General features: G+C 42.0%; 11 protein-coding genes. All 11 read left to right on the forward strand.

The genetic code is table 11. The features are described 5' to 3' along the window. Positions 1 to 2 precede the first annotated feature (2 nt). The 11 genes from H8S17_RS02250 (at position 3) to H8S17_RS02300 (ending at position 17,818) form a co-directional block, all read left to right on the forward strand. Positions 3 to 4,778, forward strand: coding sequence for a LamG-like jellyroll fold domain-containing protein (locus H8S17_RS02250; protein ID WP_186866048.1), 4,776 nt, complete (start codon positions 3 to 5; stop codon positions 4,776 to 4,778). Between the two features lie 19 nt (positions 4,779 to 4,797). Further along, on the forward strand, positions 4,798 to 6,906 hold the full coding sequence (locus H8S17_RS02255) for a glycoside hydrolase family 36 protein (protein ID WP_186866049.1): 2,109 nt from the start codon (positions 4,798 to 4,800) through the stop codon (positions 6,904 to 6,906). Positions 6,907 to 7,054: 148 nt separating this feature from the next. Continuing rightward, the gene (locus H8S17_RS02260; RefSeq protein ID WP_243237936.1) at positions 7,055 to 8,455 is read left to right on the forward strand and encodes a methyl-accepting chemotaxis protein; all 1,401 of its coding nucleotides are present in this window, start codon (positions 7,055 to 7,057) and stop codon (positions 8,453 to 8,455) included. Positions 8,456 to 8,473: 18 nt separating this feature from the next. Next, positions 8,474 to 10,123 (forward strand): GGDEF and EAL domain-containing protein, encoded by a 1,650-nt coding sequence (locus H8S17_RS02265; protein WP_186866050.1) that lies wholly within the window; start codon positions 8,474 to 8,476, stop codon positions 10,121 to 10,123. Positions 10,124 to 10,133: 10 nt separating this feature from the next. Beyond that, positions 10,134 to 11,246, forward strand: a complete 1,113-nt coding sequence (locus tag H8S17_RS02270) for a GntR family transcriptional regulator (RefSeq protein ID WP_186866051.1) — start codon at positions 10,134 to 10,136, stop codon at positions 11,244 to 11,246. Between the two features lie 165 nt (positions 11,247 to 11,411). After that, entirely contained in the window at positions 11,412 to 12,908 is a 1,497-nt protein-coding gene (gene araA / locus H8S17_RS02275; RefSeq protein WP_186866052.1) for an L-arabinose isomerase, read from the forward strand. Between the two features lie 123 nt (positions 12,909 to 13,031). Further along, entirely contained in the window at positions 13,032 to 13,685 is a 654-nt protein-coding gene (fsa, locus tag H8S17_RS02280) for a fructose-6-phosphate aldolase (protein ID WP_178051232.1), read from the forward strand. An 18-nt stretch (positions 13,686 to 13,703) separates the two neighbouring features. Beyond that, positions 13,704 to 14,537, forward strand: a complete 834-nt coding sequence (locus tag H8S17_RS02285) for a transketolase (RefSeq protein ID WP_186866053.1) — start codon at positions 13,704 to 13,706, stop codon at positions 14,535 to 14,537. Further along, complete coding sequence (locus H8S17_RS02290) at positions 14,528 to 15,484, forward strand: transketolase family protein (protein ID WP_207723345.1); 957 nt, start codon at positions 14,528 to 14,530, stop codon at positions 15,482 to 15,484. Before H8S17_RS02285 ends, H8S17_RS02290 begins: the two co-directional genes overlap by 10 nt. A 25-nt stretch (positions 15,485 to 15,509) precedes the next feature. Then, a complete protein-coding gene (locus tag H8S17_RS02295; protein WP_186866054.1) occupies positions 15,510 to 17,108 on the forward strand; it encodes a xylulokinase in 1,599 nt (532 codons plus the stop codon). A 14-nt stretch (positions 17,109 to 17,122) separates the two neighbouring features. Then, a complete protein-coding gene (locus H8S17_RS02300; protein ID WP_178051959.1) occupies positions 17,123 to 17,818 on the forward strand; it encodes an L-ribulose-5-phosphate 4-epimerase in 696 nt (231 codons plus the stop codon). The last annotated feature ends 68 nt before the right edge of the window (positions 17,819 to 17,886 follow it).

A 17,886-nucleotide genomic window follows, 5' to 3' on the forward strand; every position in this document is an offset into this window, starting at 1 on the left:
TTATGAAAGCAAAAGTATTCAAAAGAGTGTTGTCTTTGACACTTGCGGCAAGTCTTATGGTGATACCAATACCGCAGAATGTCAAAGCAGAAGTAACCGTACCTGATCCGTATTATGAATTTACCTTTGATGAGGGAGTAACGGATAATAAGGTAGAAAATGAAGGTACAAAAACAGGGGTAACAGCAGAGATCAAAGGAAGTGCGGCAGGACTTGGTGTCATGGAAGATGAAGTGCGTGGCAACCATGTATTAAACCTGCCGGGTGGTTCAACAAACGGAGCAGAAGAAGGAAGACTTGTGCTGCCGGATGATATGTTTTCTGATGTAACAGATGCAGGATTTGCATTTTCATTCTGGATCAATATTGATGGAAATGCAAGCCAGTACAGCCGTATCTTTTCCGGTACAGTCAATGGACAGAATTCTGATGCAGGTGGTGGCAGCTGGAATGCACCGGAATTTGCATTTGTAGCCGGAAGTGAAAGTGCATCTGACCTTGGAAGCGGACAGGGTGGTTATCATACCTCTGTATATCTTCCGGACCGGAGTGCACAGTTAAAATTAGTCTGGAGTAAACAGTTTTCAAGAAATACATGGCAGCATGTAACGATCAGCGTTTCACCGACAAGCTATGATGTTTATTTAGACGGAGAATCTGTTCCGATCACTTATGACCGAAACAGCAATCAGAGTGCGATCTTAGGTACTTTATTTGCAGATGGTGCAAAGGTATTAAAACAGTACAAATACTGTGCGATCGGTTCTTCTGTTTATCAGACAGATAAAGATTTAAAAGCAAAATTAGATGAGTTCCGTTTTTATAATACGGCACTGACAAAAGAGCAGGCAAAAACCGCTTATGACAGTTATGCAGTCAGGGACAGTGTAGTAGAATCCCTGCGCAGTAAAGTGGCAGAAGCAAAAGAAAAGAGTATCAGTTTTTATACAAAAGAAAGCTATGAAGTATTGAGTGATGCAATCGCAGAAGGAGAAGAAGGTATTGAAAATCCGGTAACAGAAGCGAATGTCAACCGTCTGATCTCAAATATTGATACAGCACTTGCAGGTCTTGTCTATTATACAGGGATCACTGCTGATACTGCATTTTCACTTGAACAGCTTGCGAATGAAACCGCAGAGGCAAAAGGTCTGCTTGCCGGAGGCGGATTATCTGCAGAAAGTGAAACAGCATTAGAACAAGCCATTACAGCAGCAGATGCAGCACTAGCAGCAGAAAATGACCAGAAAGCAGTGGATGAAGCTCTGATTGCGATCAGAAAGGCAGTCGGGGAAAAATCATATGGTTCCACTTTACATTTTGATGCAGATCCGAAAAACAGTAAGAGTGAAGTGTTCCATGGTTCAACCGGATTCTTATACGGAGTCAGTGAAGTCGGTGTACCGTCTGCAGATCTGATAAAAGCAATCCAGCCTAAGATCTTAGTGCAGAAAGCCGCAGACGGACAGCAGCATCCATCAGGTGATGGTTACCGCCTGACACCATACTTAGAAGAATGTGGTGTGGAAAATATCCAGATCTATTTACAGGACTATTATTTAGAGTGGCCATACGAGTCAAACGGAATCGACGATTACAATACAAAAGCAGGGCAGATCGTAACGAAGATGTTAGATGGCAAAAGTGATGAAGAAATCGCAAAATACAGTTTTGTTATCTTCAATGAGCCGGATGGTATCTGGTATAACAACAAAGTCGATCAGATGTGCAATGACTGGCTGACGATCTATACCACGATCAAAGATATCTGTCCGGATGCAAAAGTAGCAGGTCCGAATTTCTCTGTTTATAACAGCAGTGCTTACCGTAAATTCTTTTCATTCTGTAAGACGAATAACTGTCTGCCGGAATATATCACATGGCATGAATTACAGAAAGATAAGCTGACAAGTTTTGCATCCCACTGTAAAGAAGTAAAAGAGATGGTTGCAACTTATTATGCAGGCTCTACGATCGAACCGGTCATCTTTGTCAATGAAACCGTAAACTTTGATGATGTAGGAAATCCGGGAGCACTTGTAAACTGGCTTTCTATCTTCGATGAAGAAGATGTGTATGCATCCCTGCCATACTGGGGACTTGCAAATTCCATGAATGAACTTGCAGCAGATACAAATAAACCAAATGGTGCATGGTGGGTATACAAATGGTATGCACAGATGACAGGAAATAAGACACCGCTGACACTTGAAAATATTGGAAATCCAAGTGCATATGGCAGATTATACGGTCTGACAAGCGTCGATGATGATGCACAGATGGTTTACAGTTTGTTTGGCGGTCAGGCAGGAAAACAGACCGTAAGCATAGAGAATCTGACTTCAACAAAGACATTTGAAGGTGCAGATATGGTGCATGTTAAGATCTACAGCACAAAATATACCGGACATCATGGGTTTGCAGATGAGATTCCGATGGAATATGAAGGAAATCTGCCACTTTCCGGCGATAATCTGATCTTTACCATCAAAGATGCAGAATTGATGGATGCTTATTTTGCGATCATTACTCCGGCAACAAGTGATAAAGTGACAGCTATCAGTGCCTATGAGAAAAACTATGAACAGACCTATGAGGCAGAAGATGCCGAACTGATCGGAAATGCAACTGCATATACAAAAGCAAACGGTGGAGATCTTGCCCGTTCAAATCGTGCAGAGGTAGGAAATATGAATACGGAAAACGATGGTGTGAAATTTACTGTTGATGTGCCGCAGGACGGCAGATACCGTATGAATATCTATTACAGCAGTCAGGCTCCACAGGTGGATGCCCTGACACTCGATTACGTTGCAACAGGTGGACAGAACCGTGCAGTTGGTGCACTTTCCACCCATACACTTTCCATAGATGGTGGTACACCACAGGAGATCGTCTATGATTCTACCGTAAAATGGGGCTATTATAATTACAAGACCGTTTATGTGGATCTGACAGCAGGCACACATACGGTGCAGTTGATGTATAAAGGCGAGAGCCAGAATGGCAAGAATGTCAATTCCATGCTGTGTGCATTATTAGATAAGATCGATCTTGTTTATGAACCGGATACAGCAAAAGTCATTATCGTAGAACCGGAAGAATTCACTGCATCACAGAGCGGATATAAACTTGCTTATAGTGAAACATACAGTGGTGCAGGAGCAGCCGTTGGAAGTGGTGCATTAGAATTTTATGTAAGCGTTCCAAGAGATGGCTATTATGCAGTCGGCACAAAAGGAAATGGAACAGCCGTATTAAAGAAGAACCGTATCCATTATGCAAATGATGCAAAAGCAGAATCAGCCGTAACGGTCGATCAGATGAAATTATTAGATCTTACGATCGGAAATGAGAATTCCGGCATGGTATATTTAACGGCAGGTATCAACGGAATGAGCGTTGAAGGTAAAGACCTTACATTAGATCAGATCACCTTTACTGAAGTAACAGAGGCAACTGAAGGAAATTCGATCACGATCGAGGCAGAGGATTGTCAGTTATCCGGTCAGGATGCCGGGGACACATATACCTATCTGCCGGGAAGTGCAGCCGTACCAAAAGTGATCACAAATGCCTATGCATCGAATGAAAAAGCAGTAGAGGGATTCCGCTGTGGTAAAAACAATACATTATCCTTTACCGTTACAGTTCCGGAAGCAGGTGATTATAAACTTTCCGTCACTTATGCAAATGATGAACCGGCACCGGTGATGAAAAAACAGGATGGTGGCAGCTATGTACACCCATACAATACGGATTTAGTAGAGCGTTATGCACAGATCGCAGTTAACGGCACAACACCACAGACGGTTTATTTCAAAAATACATTATGCTGGGATAGCTACAAAAATACAGTTATTGATGTGACACTGAAAAAAGGCAGCAATACGATCGTAGTATCTAATGATAATTCTTACAAATTCAGTGCATTACAGGACGATTTTACACCAAGATTTGATAAGTTCGTGATCGCACCTGCTACAACAACAAAGATGAAACTGCCGGCATATATACCGGATACAAAAGGTGATATACCACAGCCGACACCGCCTGATACGTCACAGGGTAACCAGAATACAGGAAATACAACTGGAAATACCACAGATACAGCAAAAGATACCACAAGTGAAGTTACATTAAATGCAGCAGCCTTCTTAACAGACAATGCAGGACTTCCGACAGGCAATAAAGAGGAATCTAAAAATTCTGTATTTGCAGCATTATCTGCAAGAGTCACAAAGGCAGCAAAAACATCAAATAAGATCAAGTGGAATAAAGTCAAAGATGCAGACGGTTATGTCGTATTTGGCGGTAAGTGCAACATCGGTAAGCAGAAGAATAAGTTTAAAGTCTTAACGATCATCAAAGGAAATAGCACAACTTCTTATACACATAAGAGTTTAAAGAAGGGCACGTATTATAAATATATCGTTCAGGCATACAAAGTGACTGACGGAAAGATACAGATACTTTCCACTTCAAAAACCATACATTCTGCAACAACAGGCGGCAAGTATGGAAATGTCAAGTCTTTAACACTGAATAAGAAAAATGTGAAACTGAAAAAAGGTGGTAAATTTACATTACGTGTCACAGAAAAGAAAACCACAAAGAATATGATGCGTCACCGTGCGGCTGCATTTGAATCAAGTAATACAAAGATCGCAACAGTAAATAGCAAAGGTGTGGTCAAAGCAAAGAAAAAGGGCAGCTGTAACATTTATATCTATGCCCAGAATGGTATTTATAAGAAAATAAAAGTCACAGTAAAATAACATAAAATGAGGAATGAGCATGGCAGAAAAGATATTACAGGAATACCGGTTAGGTGATATGACTGCAAGATATCTTTTAGAGGATGAAAGCGGGAAGGTCGGATTTTTACTGCTCCCTTTTGTCCTTTCTGCAAAGGCGGCAGAATATAAAGGAAAGATCGAGCCGTTAGTGCAGATGAAATTGACAGGGGATATCTATAACGAAGCATATGCAATGGGAAATTCCATGCGAAACAGTGAAACTGTCCGCAGGCTTCGTTATTGCAGGCAGCAGGTAGAAAAAGAACAGGGCAGGATCTGTATTGCTACCATATTAGAAGATGACAGAGGTTACGAAGTTACACACAATCTGATCTGGAAAGAACAGACACCATATGTCCGGATATTTTGTGAATTTAAAAATCAGGGAAGTAAAGATGCAGACCTTGAAATGTTTGAAAGTTTCTCTTTAGGAGGACTTTCCCCGTATATGGAAGGGGACGGTTATGAAACTTTACAGATCTACAGACTTAGAAGTGTCTGGAGTCAGGAAGGACGCTTAGAAGTCATTCCGGTAGAGGATCTGCAGTTAGAGCCGGCATGGGAACCACATGCCGTACGCTGCGAAAAGTTTGGACAGACGGGATCAATGCCTGTCAATGGTTACTTTCCATTTGCGGCGATCGAAGATACAAAGCATCATGTATTCTGGGGTGCACAGATCGCACATCCGGCATCATGGCAGATCGAGTTATACAGAAAAGATGAAGGGCTTAGTATGAGCGGTGGTTTAGCAGACAGGGATTTCGGACACTGGCTAAAGACGATCCCTGCTAGAGAAAGTTTTCGTACACCGGAGGCGATCGTAAGTACTGCGCATACAGATTCGATCGATGTATTTACGGGCAGACTTACAGAAGCAGCAAAAGAAAGAATGGAACATACTCCTGATTCTGAAAAAGATCTGCCGGTCATTTTTAATGAATACTGTACGACATGGGGCAATCCGTCCCATGAAAATATCGCGGCGATCGTTGATCAGATCAAAGAAAAAGGTTTCGGCTATTTTGTCATAGACTGTGGCTGGTATAAAGAAAAAGATGTGCCATGGGATATTGGCATGGGAGATTATGAAGTATCGAAAGAATTGTTTCCGGACGGACTGCAAAAGACAGTAGATCTGATCAAAGATGCCGGCATGGTGCCGGGAATCTGGTTTGAGATCGAAACCGTCGGCAGTGCAGCAAGGGCATATCAGGATACATCACATCTGCTGCATAAAGATGGAGCAGTCCTTACAAGTTATTTCCGGAGATTCTGGGATATGCGTGATCCGTATGTAGAGGACTATCTGACGAAAAAAGTCATCGGAACGTTAAAGACCTATGGATTTGGCTATATGAAGATCGATTACAATGAAACGATCGGAATCGGCTGTGATGGAGCAGAATCATTAGGAGAAGGCTTACGTCAGAATATGGAACAAAGTCAGGCATTTATTGAGAAAGTAAAGCGGGAGATACCAGATATCATATTAGAAAACTGTGCCTCCGGCGGACATCGCCTGGAGCCTTCCTTAATGGCACAGATGAGCATGGCTTCTTTTTCTGATGCACATGAATGTCAGGAAATACCGATCATAGCCGCAAACCTGCATCGGGCGATCCATCCGGCACAGAGCCAGATCTGGGCGGTGATCCGTGAAACAGATTCCTTAAAACGGATCGCATATTCTGTGATCAATACATTTTTAGGACGGATGTGCATTTCCGGGGATGTATTGCATTTAAGCAAAGAGCAGTGGAACGTGGTCGAAGACGGCATGGCATTTTACCGGACGATCGCTCAGGTGATCGCAGATGGCCAGTCGTACCGTTTTGGAACAAAAATCAAAAGCGCCAGACATCCGAAAGGCTATCAGGCAGTTGTCCGTATCGGAAAAGAACATCAGGCATATGCATTGATCCACACGTTTGCCGGCGCATTGCCACAGAGAATCGAAATTCCCCTGCCGGAAGATAAAACCTATCAGATAGAAGAAATTTTCAGTGATACAAAAGAGAAGGCAGTCATTACCGATGGAATGCTTCTGTATGAACCAAAGGAGAATTTTAAAGCAGTTGCTGTCCGGTTATCCTATAAAATATAAGAAAGATAAGAAGAGAAAGTATCATCTGATGCTTTCTTTTTTTGGCTAATTTATATATTTTTTTGTACAAGACAGAGGAATCTATTGTAAAAATATATGAAATATAGTACAATCTTACTATGCGAAAAAATGCAAAGGAGAGGATGCTATGAAGTTAAGAGGCAGGATTACACTGAAGGCAAAGATGCTGATACTGGTCATTGAGATTTTGATCATAAGCGGTTATGGATTAGTAGCCGGAACGCATAATATGGATGCGGTAGGAGAGAGCGTTGTAGAACAGATGACTGCTTATGTGCAGCAGAACCGGTTAAACATCAATGAGGACGAGATACAGAAGATAGAAACAGAGGTTGGAGATAAGATCCAAAAAGAGATGAAGTCAAGGCAGAACAGCTTTTTTTCTGTGCTGTTAGTATTGTCACTGTTATGCGATGCATGGGTATTATATCTGACGATCGATATTAACAGGGATCTTAAGAAAAACGTTGTATTTGCAAAAAAAATGGGTGCTGGAGATTTTACGGAACGCGTGGACAGCAATACTTTGCAGCGGAAGGATGAATTTGGAGAACTTGCAGACAGTATGAAGAATATTTCACATAATATGCGGCATCTGATCGGATATGTACAAAGAGAAGCAGATATGCTAGATGAAACCGTACGTGTTGCAGAGGAGAATATGAGTGAGTTAGTTGGCGGGATCGAGCATGTTTCAGGCACAACACAGGCACTTGCAGCGGGTACACAGGAAACAGCATCTTCTGCAGAGGCTGTTAATACATTATCTGAAGACATTGAAAGTGCTGCAAGAGATATCGCATCACATGCACAGGAAGGCAATGCGAAAGTCGATGAGATCCACAGACGTGCAGCTGATTCTAAAGAAAGTGTGGCGGCAAGCAGGATGAAGACAGATCAGGTACATTCCGAGATCGCTTCAAGTTTGGCAGAGGCACTTGAAAACGTAAAGGTAGTAGAACAGATCGAAGTATTAGCAGATGCGATCATGGGCATTACATCACAGACGAATCTTCTGGCATTAAATGCATCCATTGAAGCAGCAAGAGCAGGTGAAGCAGGAAAAGGATTTGCAGTAGTTGCAGATGAGATCCGTAATCTGGCAGAACAGTCTGCAAGTACAGTTGCAAATATTCAGGAGATCACAGATAAAGTGCGTGCCGCAGTTGCAAGGCTGGTAAAAGATACAGAGAGCCTGCTGGCATTTGTCGGAAATGATGTATCGGATAGTTTTGATGGGTTTGAAAAACTTGCAGATTCCTATAATGAAGATGCAAATTATGTGGAAGGTCTGGTCACGGATTTTAGTGCGGCATCCCAGCAGCTGTTAGCATCTGTAACAGGTGTAACAGCTTCAATCGGAGAAGTGACAAAGGCAGCCGGTGACGGGGCAGCAAATACAGAGACTATCGCAGACCGTATTGGAGATATCAATGCAGAGGCTGCTAAAATGCAGGAGATTATGAAAGGTGCACAGGAAGCTGCAGCACAATTAAGGGCAGACACGAAGAAATTTACTGTTGCCTAGTTAAGAGGGGGCTATACTATGATACTGGATATATCAGGTCTGGATTCACAGGTATTTTCGGCTATTACAGATACATCCGATAGAAATTATGTCTATATGTGCAATATGCAGACAAATGTTTCGAGATGGTCAAAAAATGCTGTAGATTACTTTGGACTGCCGGGAGAATATATGTATGATGCCGGCAGCATCTGGGAGCAGCATGTACACCCTGATGATATTGCAGTTTACAGAGAGCAGATCGATGATATATTTTCAGGAAGATCGCAAAAACATCACTTTGAGTACAGGGCAAAGAACAAGACCGGTGAATATGTGACCTGTACCTGTATAGGGAGAGTTTTAAAGGGAGAGGGTAGCAGACCGGATCTGTTTGCCGGAACCATCGAAAACCATGGGATCATGGATAATATTGATGCAACAACAAATTTATATAATATTTACGAACTGAGTAACAAAATCTTGTTTGGCATACAATGCAGGAAGAATATCTGTCTGTTAATGGTCGGGGTCAATCATTTTTCAGATATCAATGATATTTACGGATATGATACCGGCAATGTGATATTGAAGACGATTGCAGCAGATTTTTTGGATGCAGTCCATTATCAGGGCAGTGTATACCGTATGGATGGGGTGCGTTTTGCTTTTTATTTTGAAAATAAGGATAAAGAATGGATCACGGAATTTTATGATGAATTGAAGCAGAATATTAAGAAACAGCAGATACTAAAAGAAAAACCGATTGCAATCACATTTTCAGCCGGAGCAGTCATACTCGATGATAATGCAGGGATACATTCTGTTCTGACAGGACTTTCCTATGCATTTTCCCTGTCAAAGCATGACAGACATGGGGAGCTTGTATTCTTTGATACAGATACAATGGATCATGGCAGACGTAATCTGGAATTATTAGAAACCTTAAGGCACAGCGTACTGAATGGCTGCAGGGGATTTTATCTGAACTATCAGCCGATTGTCAGTGTAGAGGACGAAACGATCATAGGAATGGAAGCGTTGCTGCGCTGGAAAAATGACAGATTCGGAGAAGTGCCGCCGGGGGTCTTTATCCGCTGGTTAGAAAATGATGCCTGTTTTTACGAACTGGGTAACTGGATCTTAGAGAGGGCGCTGACCGAGGGAAAGCCGATCATTGCGAAGTGGAAAGATTTTGTGATCAATGTCAATATTGCCTATCCACAGATGGAACGTGTTGGATTTATCGAAGCGCTTTCCTCCATATTGGAGAAAGTAGAGTTTCCACCGGAAAATCTCTGTATTGAATTAACAGAGCGATGCCGGACATTAGAGCAGAATTTTTTGACACAGCAGATTAAACAGATTAAGGATATGGGGATCAAAGTGGCATTGGATGATTTTGGAACAGGATTCTCTTCATTAGATGTTTTGAGTTATCTTCCGGTAGATACCTTAAAGATCGACCGTGGGTTTGTCGCAGGCATAAGCGAAAAAATTGCAAATCAGGTAATCGTACGGTCTGTCGCACAGTGCGCCAATGAATTGGGTGTCAAGGTCTGTGTGGAAGGGATCGAGGACCGGGAATTAGCGGATTTCTTAAAACCATATGGACCGGGAAGCTATCAGGGATATTACTTTTCAAGACCGATCAGTATTGAAAAACTAAAGGAAAAGTATATGAAGTAAAGGAATACATATGGCAGAGTCTAGTAATGGAAAACAGCTCAAGTACTTTCAACTGATGGAAGACTTAAAGGAGCAGATCATTTCGGGAAAAATAAAAGCAGGAGAGAAGCTGCCTTCGGAAAATGAACTTTCACAGAATTATCAGGTCAGCAGACAGACTGTTCGGAAAGCACTGGCTATATTACAGAATGCAGGATATATCTATGCAGAACATGGGAGGGGGACATTTTGTTCCGAACTGCTGCGGCATACACATAACTCGAAAAATATTGCGGTGATCACGACGTATCTGTCGGATTATATTTTTCCCCGTGTCATACAGGGAATCGACAGTGTGCTGACTGCAGAGGGGTACAGCATCATCTTAAAGAATACAAGAAATTCGAGAAGCCGTGAAGCACAGTATTTAGAGGAATTATTACAAAAAGATATCGACGGCATCATCATAGAACCGAGCAAGAGCCAGATTTTTTGCAGACATATGCATCTGTACCGCAAATTAGAAGAATTTCAGATACCCTATGTATTTATACAGGGGTGTTTTCCACAGATGCGTGACAAACCGCATATCTTAATGGATGACTGCAAGGGCGGCTATATGATCACACACTACCTGATCTCATTAGGACACCGTAAGATCGCAGGCGTATTCAAAGCAGATGATATGCAGGGGCAGAACCGCCACAAGGGATATGTCATGGCATTGCAGGAGGCAGGGATCCTGTACGATGCGGAAATGGTTGTCTGGTATCATACAGAAGACAGAAAGATCCATCCATATGAAAGCATTAAGGAATTAGCAGGACAGAAACAGGAAATGGACGCAGTTGTCTGCTACAATGACCAGACTGCTGTACAAGTGATCCGGGCATTAAAAGAAGAAGGGCTCCGTATACCGGAAGATGTTTCCGTCACAGGATATGATAATTCCCATATTGCCAATCAGGAAGGATTACAGCTTACCACGATCGCCCACCCGCAGGAAAAATTAGGAGAAATGGCAGCAGAGTTATTGCTTGAACTATTGCACAATGGGGAGCAGGAAAAGCCGCAGAGTGTACTGATCGAACCGGAACTTATCATCGGCAATTCATGCAGACAGATCCATGCAGATCAGGAGTAAAAAGTCAAACAGAAACGTGTAGTAATAGTTACCAGATTTTTCGAATATTTATTGTTAAAAATGTAGAGAAAAAACAACTTGTATATATGTGCGTACAAGTTATATGATGGAAGTAGGATTGCGAGAGTTTAAATATAAGTATCAATGTATAGGAGGATAATAAAAATGTTATTACAGAAAGAGTACAAGTTTTGGTTTTGTACAGGTTCACAGGATCTCTACGGTGATGAGTGCCTTGCAAAAGTAGCAGAACATTCCAAAAGAATCGTAGATGAACTGAACAGATCAGGCATTCTGCCATATGAAGTTGTATGGAAACCAACCCTTATCACAAATGAGCTGATCCGTAAGACTTTTAACGAAGCAAACGCAGATGAAACCTGTGCAGGTGTGATCACATGGATGCATACTTTTTCGCCGGCAAAATCATGGATCTTAGGTTTGCAGGAATACCGCAAACCATTGATGCATTTCCATACACAGTTCAATGAAGAACTTCCATATGATACGATCGATATGGATTTTATGAACGAGAACCAGTCTGCACATGGTGACAGAGAATACGGTCATATCGTAAGCAGAATGAGGATCGAGCGTAAAGTTGTTGTCGGACACTGGAGTGATCCGGTCGTTGTAGGCAAGATCGCTTCTTGGATGCGTACAGCAGTAGGTATCATGGAAAGTAGCCATATCCGCGTAATGCGTGTGGCAGACAACATGAGAAACGTAGCCGTAACCGAAGGCGATAAAGTAGAAGCACAGATTAAATTCGGCTGGGAAGTAGATGCTTATCCGGTAAATGAGATCGCAGAAGCAGTTGCAGCCGTATCTGCATCTGATACAAATGCTTTAGTAGATGAATATTATGATAAATATGACATTCTCTTAGAAGGCAGAGATCCGGAAGAATTCAAGAAACATGTTGCAGTCCAGGCACAGATCGAGATCGGATTCGAGAGATTCTTAAAAGAGAAGAACTATCAGGCAATCGTTACACACTTTGGTGACTTAGGTGCATTAAAACAGCTTCCGGGACTTGCTATCCAGAGATTGATGGAAAAAGGTTACGGATTCGGTGCAGAAGGTGACTGGAAAGTTGCAGCAATGGTACGTCTGATGAAGATCATGACAGCCGGCATGAAAGATGCAAAAGGAACTTCCATGTTAGAAGATTATACATACAACCTTGTAAAAGGAAAAGAAGGTATCTTAGAGGCTCATATGCTTGAAATCTGCCCATCTATCGCAGACGGCCCGATCAGCATTAAGTGCCAGCCGTTATCCATGGGAGATAGAGAAGATCCGGCAAGACTTGTATTTACCTCTAAAGAGGGACATGGTATTGCCACATCCCTGATCGACCTTGGCAACCGTTTCCGTCTGATCATCAACGATGTTGAGTGCAAGAAGACAGAGAAACCGATGCCAAAACTTCCAACAGCTACAAACTTCTGGACACCGGAACCGGATATGTATACAGGAGCTGAAGCCTGGATTCTTGCAGGTGGAGCACATCATACTGCATTTACTTATGACTTAACTGCAGAGCAGATGGGTGACTGGGCAAATGCAATGGGAATCGAAGCAGTTTATATTGACAAAGATACAAAGATCCGTGATTTCAAGAGAGATCTGATGTTAGGAGAAGTATTCTATCGTTAGCATACAATCATAATGATCCTTATGCAGCAGCAGATGGGTTACAGTTCACAAAAAAATGTGGGCTGTAAATTCAGGCGGCTGCATTGGCATATAAAAAATAAAAAGAGAAGGAGAAATAAGACCATGAAATTTTTTATTGATACTGCAAATGTAGATGATATTCGAAAGGCAAATGATATGGGGGTTATCTGTGGCGTTACAACAAACCCATCCCTGATCGCAAAAGAAGGCAGAGATTTTAATGAAGTGATCAAAGAGATCACATCGATCGTAGACGGCCCGATCAGCGGAGAAGTAAAAGCTACAACAGTAGATGCAGAGGGAATGATCAAAGAAGGACGTGAGATTGCAAAGATCCATCCGAATATGGTTGTTAAGATCCCAATGACAGTTGAAGGGTTAAAAGCAGTAAAAGTATTAGCAAAAGAAGGCATTAAGACAAATGTAACATTAATTTTCTCTGCAAATCAGGCATTGCTTGCAGCAGAGGCAGGAGCTACTTATGTTTCTCCATTCTTAGGAAGATTAGATGATATCAGCCAGCCGGGTATTGACCTGATCCAGACGATCGCAGAGATCTTTGATATCTATGGATATGAAACAGAGATCATCGCAGCATCTGTTCGTAACCCGATCCATGTAACAGACTGCGCATTAGCAGGTGCAGATATCGCAACTGTTCCATACAAAGTAATCGAGCAGATGACAAAACATCCATTGACAGATCAGGGAATTGAGAAATTCCAGGCAGATTATAAGGCAGTATTTGGCGAATAAGCAGCGGGGGATGATAGCATGAACAAATTAGAACTTCAGAAAACGGCAGTAGAAGTCCGTAAAGGAATCGTAACTTCCGTACACAGCGCAAAGGCAGGACATCCGGGTGGATCGCTGTCAGCAGCAGATATTTTTACCTATTTATATTTTGAAGAAATGAACATTGATCCGAAAGATCCGAAAAAAGCAGACCGTGACCGTTTTGTATTGTCTAAAGGACATACAGCACCGGGGCTTTATTCTGCACTTGCAAACCGCGGATATTTTCCGGTAGATGATCTTTTGACACTTCGTCATACAGGCAGCTATTTACAGGGACATCCTGATATGAAGCATATTCCGGGTGTTGATATGTCATCCGGTTCTTTAGGACAGGGCTTATCAGCAGCAGTTGGTATGGCACTTGCAGGAAAAATGGACAAAAAAGATTATCGTGTATATGCATTATGCGGTGATGGAGAGATCCAGGAAGGTCAGATCTGGGAGGCGGCTATGTTTGCCGGACACCGTAAGTTAGATAATCTCGTAGTGATCGTAGATAATAACAATTTACAGATCGACGGTCCGATCGATGAAGTATGTTCACCATATCCAATCGATAAAAAATTTGAGGCATTCAATTTCCATGTGATCAATATCGACGGAAATGATTTTGATGAAATTGCAGCAGCGTTCAAAGAAGCAAGGGAAACCAAAGGAATGCCGACAGCGATCATTGCACATACCGTAAAAGGAAAAGGCGTTTCTTATATGGAAAATCAGGCTGGATGGCATGGAAAAGCTCCAAATGATGAAGAATACCAGATCGCAATGGAAGATTTGAAGAAAGCAGGTGAAGCATTATGTCAGTAATCGAAAATATCAAAGATCTGCCAAAGATTGCAACCCGTGATAGTTACGGCAACGCATTAGTAGAACTTGGCAAAGAAAAAGACAACTTAGTAGTATTAGATGCTGACCTTGCAGCAGCTACCAAAACAGGTATATTCAAAAAAGCTTTTCCGGACAGACACATTGACTGTGGTATCGCAGAAGCAAATATGACAGGAATTGCAGCAGGTATGTCAACTTGTGGAAAAGTGCCATTTATCAGCACATTCGCAATGTTTGCAGCAGGACGTTCCTATGAGCAGGTGCGTAATTCCATCGGGTATCCGCACTTAAACGTGAAGATCGGGGCAACTCATGCAGGAATCTCTGTAGGAGAAGACGGAGCAACCCATCAGTGTAATGAAGATCTTGCACTTATGCGTGTGATCCCGGGCATGGTTGTGATCAATCCATGTGATGATATTGAAGCAAAAGCAGCCGTACGTGCCGCTTATGAACATGACGGTCCTGTTTATATGCGTTTTGGACGTTTGGCAGTTCCGGTTATCAATGATAGAGAAGATTACAAGTTTGAACTTGGAAAAGGTGTTGTTTTACGTGAAGGTAAAGACATCACGATCTTTGCGACAGGTCTGTGTGTTGTAGAAACACTGCTTGCAGCAGAAAAATTAGCAGCAGACGGAATCGATGCAGAAGTGATCAACATCCATACGATCAAACCGATTGATGAAGAACTGATCACAGCATCTGCAGCAAAGACAGGCAGGGTATTTACGGTAGAAGAACATTCAATTATCGGTGGACTCGGATCAGCAGTTTCAGAAGTGCTTTCAGAGAAACAGCCGACAAAAGTAACCAGAATCGGTGTCAACGATGTATTCGGTGAATCCGGTCCTGCAGTAGAATTATTACATAAATATGGTTTAGATGCCGAAGGCATTTATAATAAAGTAAAAGAAACAGTATAGAACTGTAACATGGAGGAAAAGGACAATGAGTCAGAAAGAGGCAATCGCAGCAGGAAAGACAGCCCTTGGTATTGAGTTTGGTTCAACCAGGATCAAGGCAGTATTGATCGGAGAGGATCATGTACCACTTGCATCAGGAAGCCATGAATGGGAAAATCAGTTTGAAAATGGTGTATGGACATACAGCTTAGACGCAATCTGGAATGGATTGCAGGACTGCTACAGAGATTTAGCAGCAGATGTCAAAGCAAAATATGATGAAACAATCACAAGCATCGGATCTATCGGATTTAGTGCAATGATGCATGGTTATATGGCATTTGATAAGAATGATGAACTGTTAGTTCCATTCCGTACATGGAGAAATACCATTACAGAAGAAGCAGCAGACAAGCTGACAGCAGAATTGAACTTCAATATTCCACAGAGATGGAGTATCTCCCATTTATATCAGGCAATCCTAAATAAAGAAGACCACGTAAAAGACGTAACATTCTTTACAACATTAGCCGGTTATATCCACTGGAAATTGACAGGAGAGAAGATCCTTGGTGTTGGTGATGCATCCGGTATGTTCCCAATCGACAGTACAACCAGAGATTACGACGTAAAGATGCTAAAAAAATTCGATGCATTAGTTGCACCATATAACTTCTCATGGAAATTAGAGGAGATCTTACCAAAAGTATTATTAGCAGGTGACAATGCAGGAACACTTACAGAAGAAGGAGCAAAACTCTTAGATACCACAGGAAACTTAAAAGCCGGTATTCCGGTATGCCCACCGGAAGGTGATGCAGGAACAGGTATGGTAGCAACGAACAGTGTAGCAGTAAGAACAGGAAATGTATCTGCCGGAACTTCTGTATTTGCAATGATCGTATTAGAGAACGCATTAAAGAAAGTACATCAGGCAATCGACTTAGTAACAACACCAACCGGTGATGCAGTTGCTATGGTGCATTGTAACAACTGTACTTCCGACTTAAATGCATGGGTTGGACTGTTCCGTGAGTTCGCAGAGAGCTTTGGTATCGAAGTAGATATGAACAAACTCTTCTCCGTACTTTACAACAAAGCATTAGAAGGCGATCCGGACTGCGGCGGTTTATTAGCATACAACTATTTCTCCGGTGAGAGCATCACAGGATTTGAAGAAGGAAGACCGTTATTTGCAAGAAGCTCAGAGAGCAACTTCAATCTTGCTAACTTTATGAGAGTTCATTTATTTACAGCACTTGGTGCTTTAAAGAATGGTCTTGATATCCTCTTAAAAGAAGAAGATGTAAAAGTAGACAAGATCTATGGACATGGTGGATTGTTCAAGACTCCGGTTGTAGGACAGAGAATCATGGCAGCAGCTATGGACACACCGGTATCTGTTATGGAAACAGCAGGTGAAGGTGGTGCATGGGGTATTGCCGTATTAGCAGCTTACATGAATAATAAAGCAGATGGCGAATCTTTAGCAGATTATCTGAACAACAAAGTCTTTGGCGGTGAAGCAGGTATCACAGAGAATCCTGTAGCATCTGATGTCAAAGGATTTGATGATTTCTTAAAGACTTACAATGCAGGACTGCCGATCGAAAGAGCAGCAGTTGAGTGCTTAAAGATGGAATAAGGAAGGAAAAAACAATGCTTGAAGAATTAAAAAAACAGGTATATGAAGCAAATATGGAATTACCGCGTCGTGGACTGATCACCTATACATGGGGAAATGTCAGCGGGATCGACAGAGAAACAGGTTATTTTGTAATCAAACCAAGTGGTGTGGATTATGATAAATTAACACCGGACGATATGGTTGTTATGGACTTAGAAGGCAACAAGATCGAAGGAAGATATAAACCGTCATCTGATACACCGACCCATTTAGAGTTATATAAGAAATATCCAGAGATCGGTGGTGTTGTACATACACATTCACCGGAAGCAACTTCATGGGCACAGGCTGGAAGAAGTATTCCATTATACGGAACTACACATGCAGATTATTTCTATGGAGAAATCCCATGTGCAAGAGTACTGACACAGGAAGAAATTGATGAGGGATATGAAACCAATACCGGAATGGTCATCATCGAAACATTCGAAGAGCGTGGCTTAAATCCGATGCATACACCGGGTGTTCTCTGCAAGAACCATGGACCTTTCACATGGGGCAAAGATGCAGCAGAAGCTGTACATAATGCAGTTGTATTAGAAGAAGTTGCTAAAATGGCAACCAGAACAGAACTCATCAATCCGAAGGTGCAGCCGGCTCCGGATCGTATCCGTGACAAACATTTCTACCGTAAACATGGTGCAAATGCATATTACGGACAGAACTAGGCATTGATGCAGAAACAGGCTATAAGTTAAAGTTTTAAATAAAATGGGACATCGTATCACATGGTACG

The organism is Roseburia zhanii (assembly GCF_014287635.1).
Classification (GTDB): Bacteria; Bacillota; Clostridia; order Lachnospirales; family Lachnospiraceae; genus Roseburia_B; species Roseburia_B zhanii.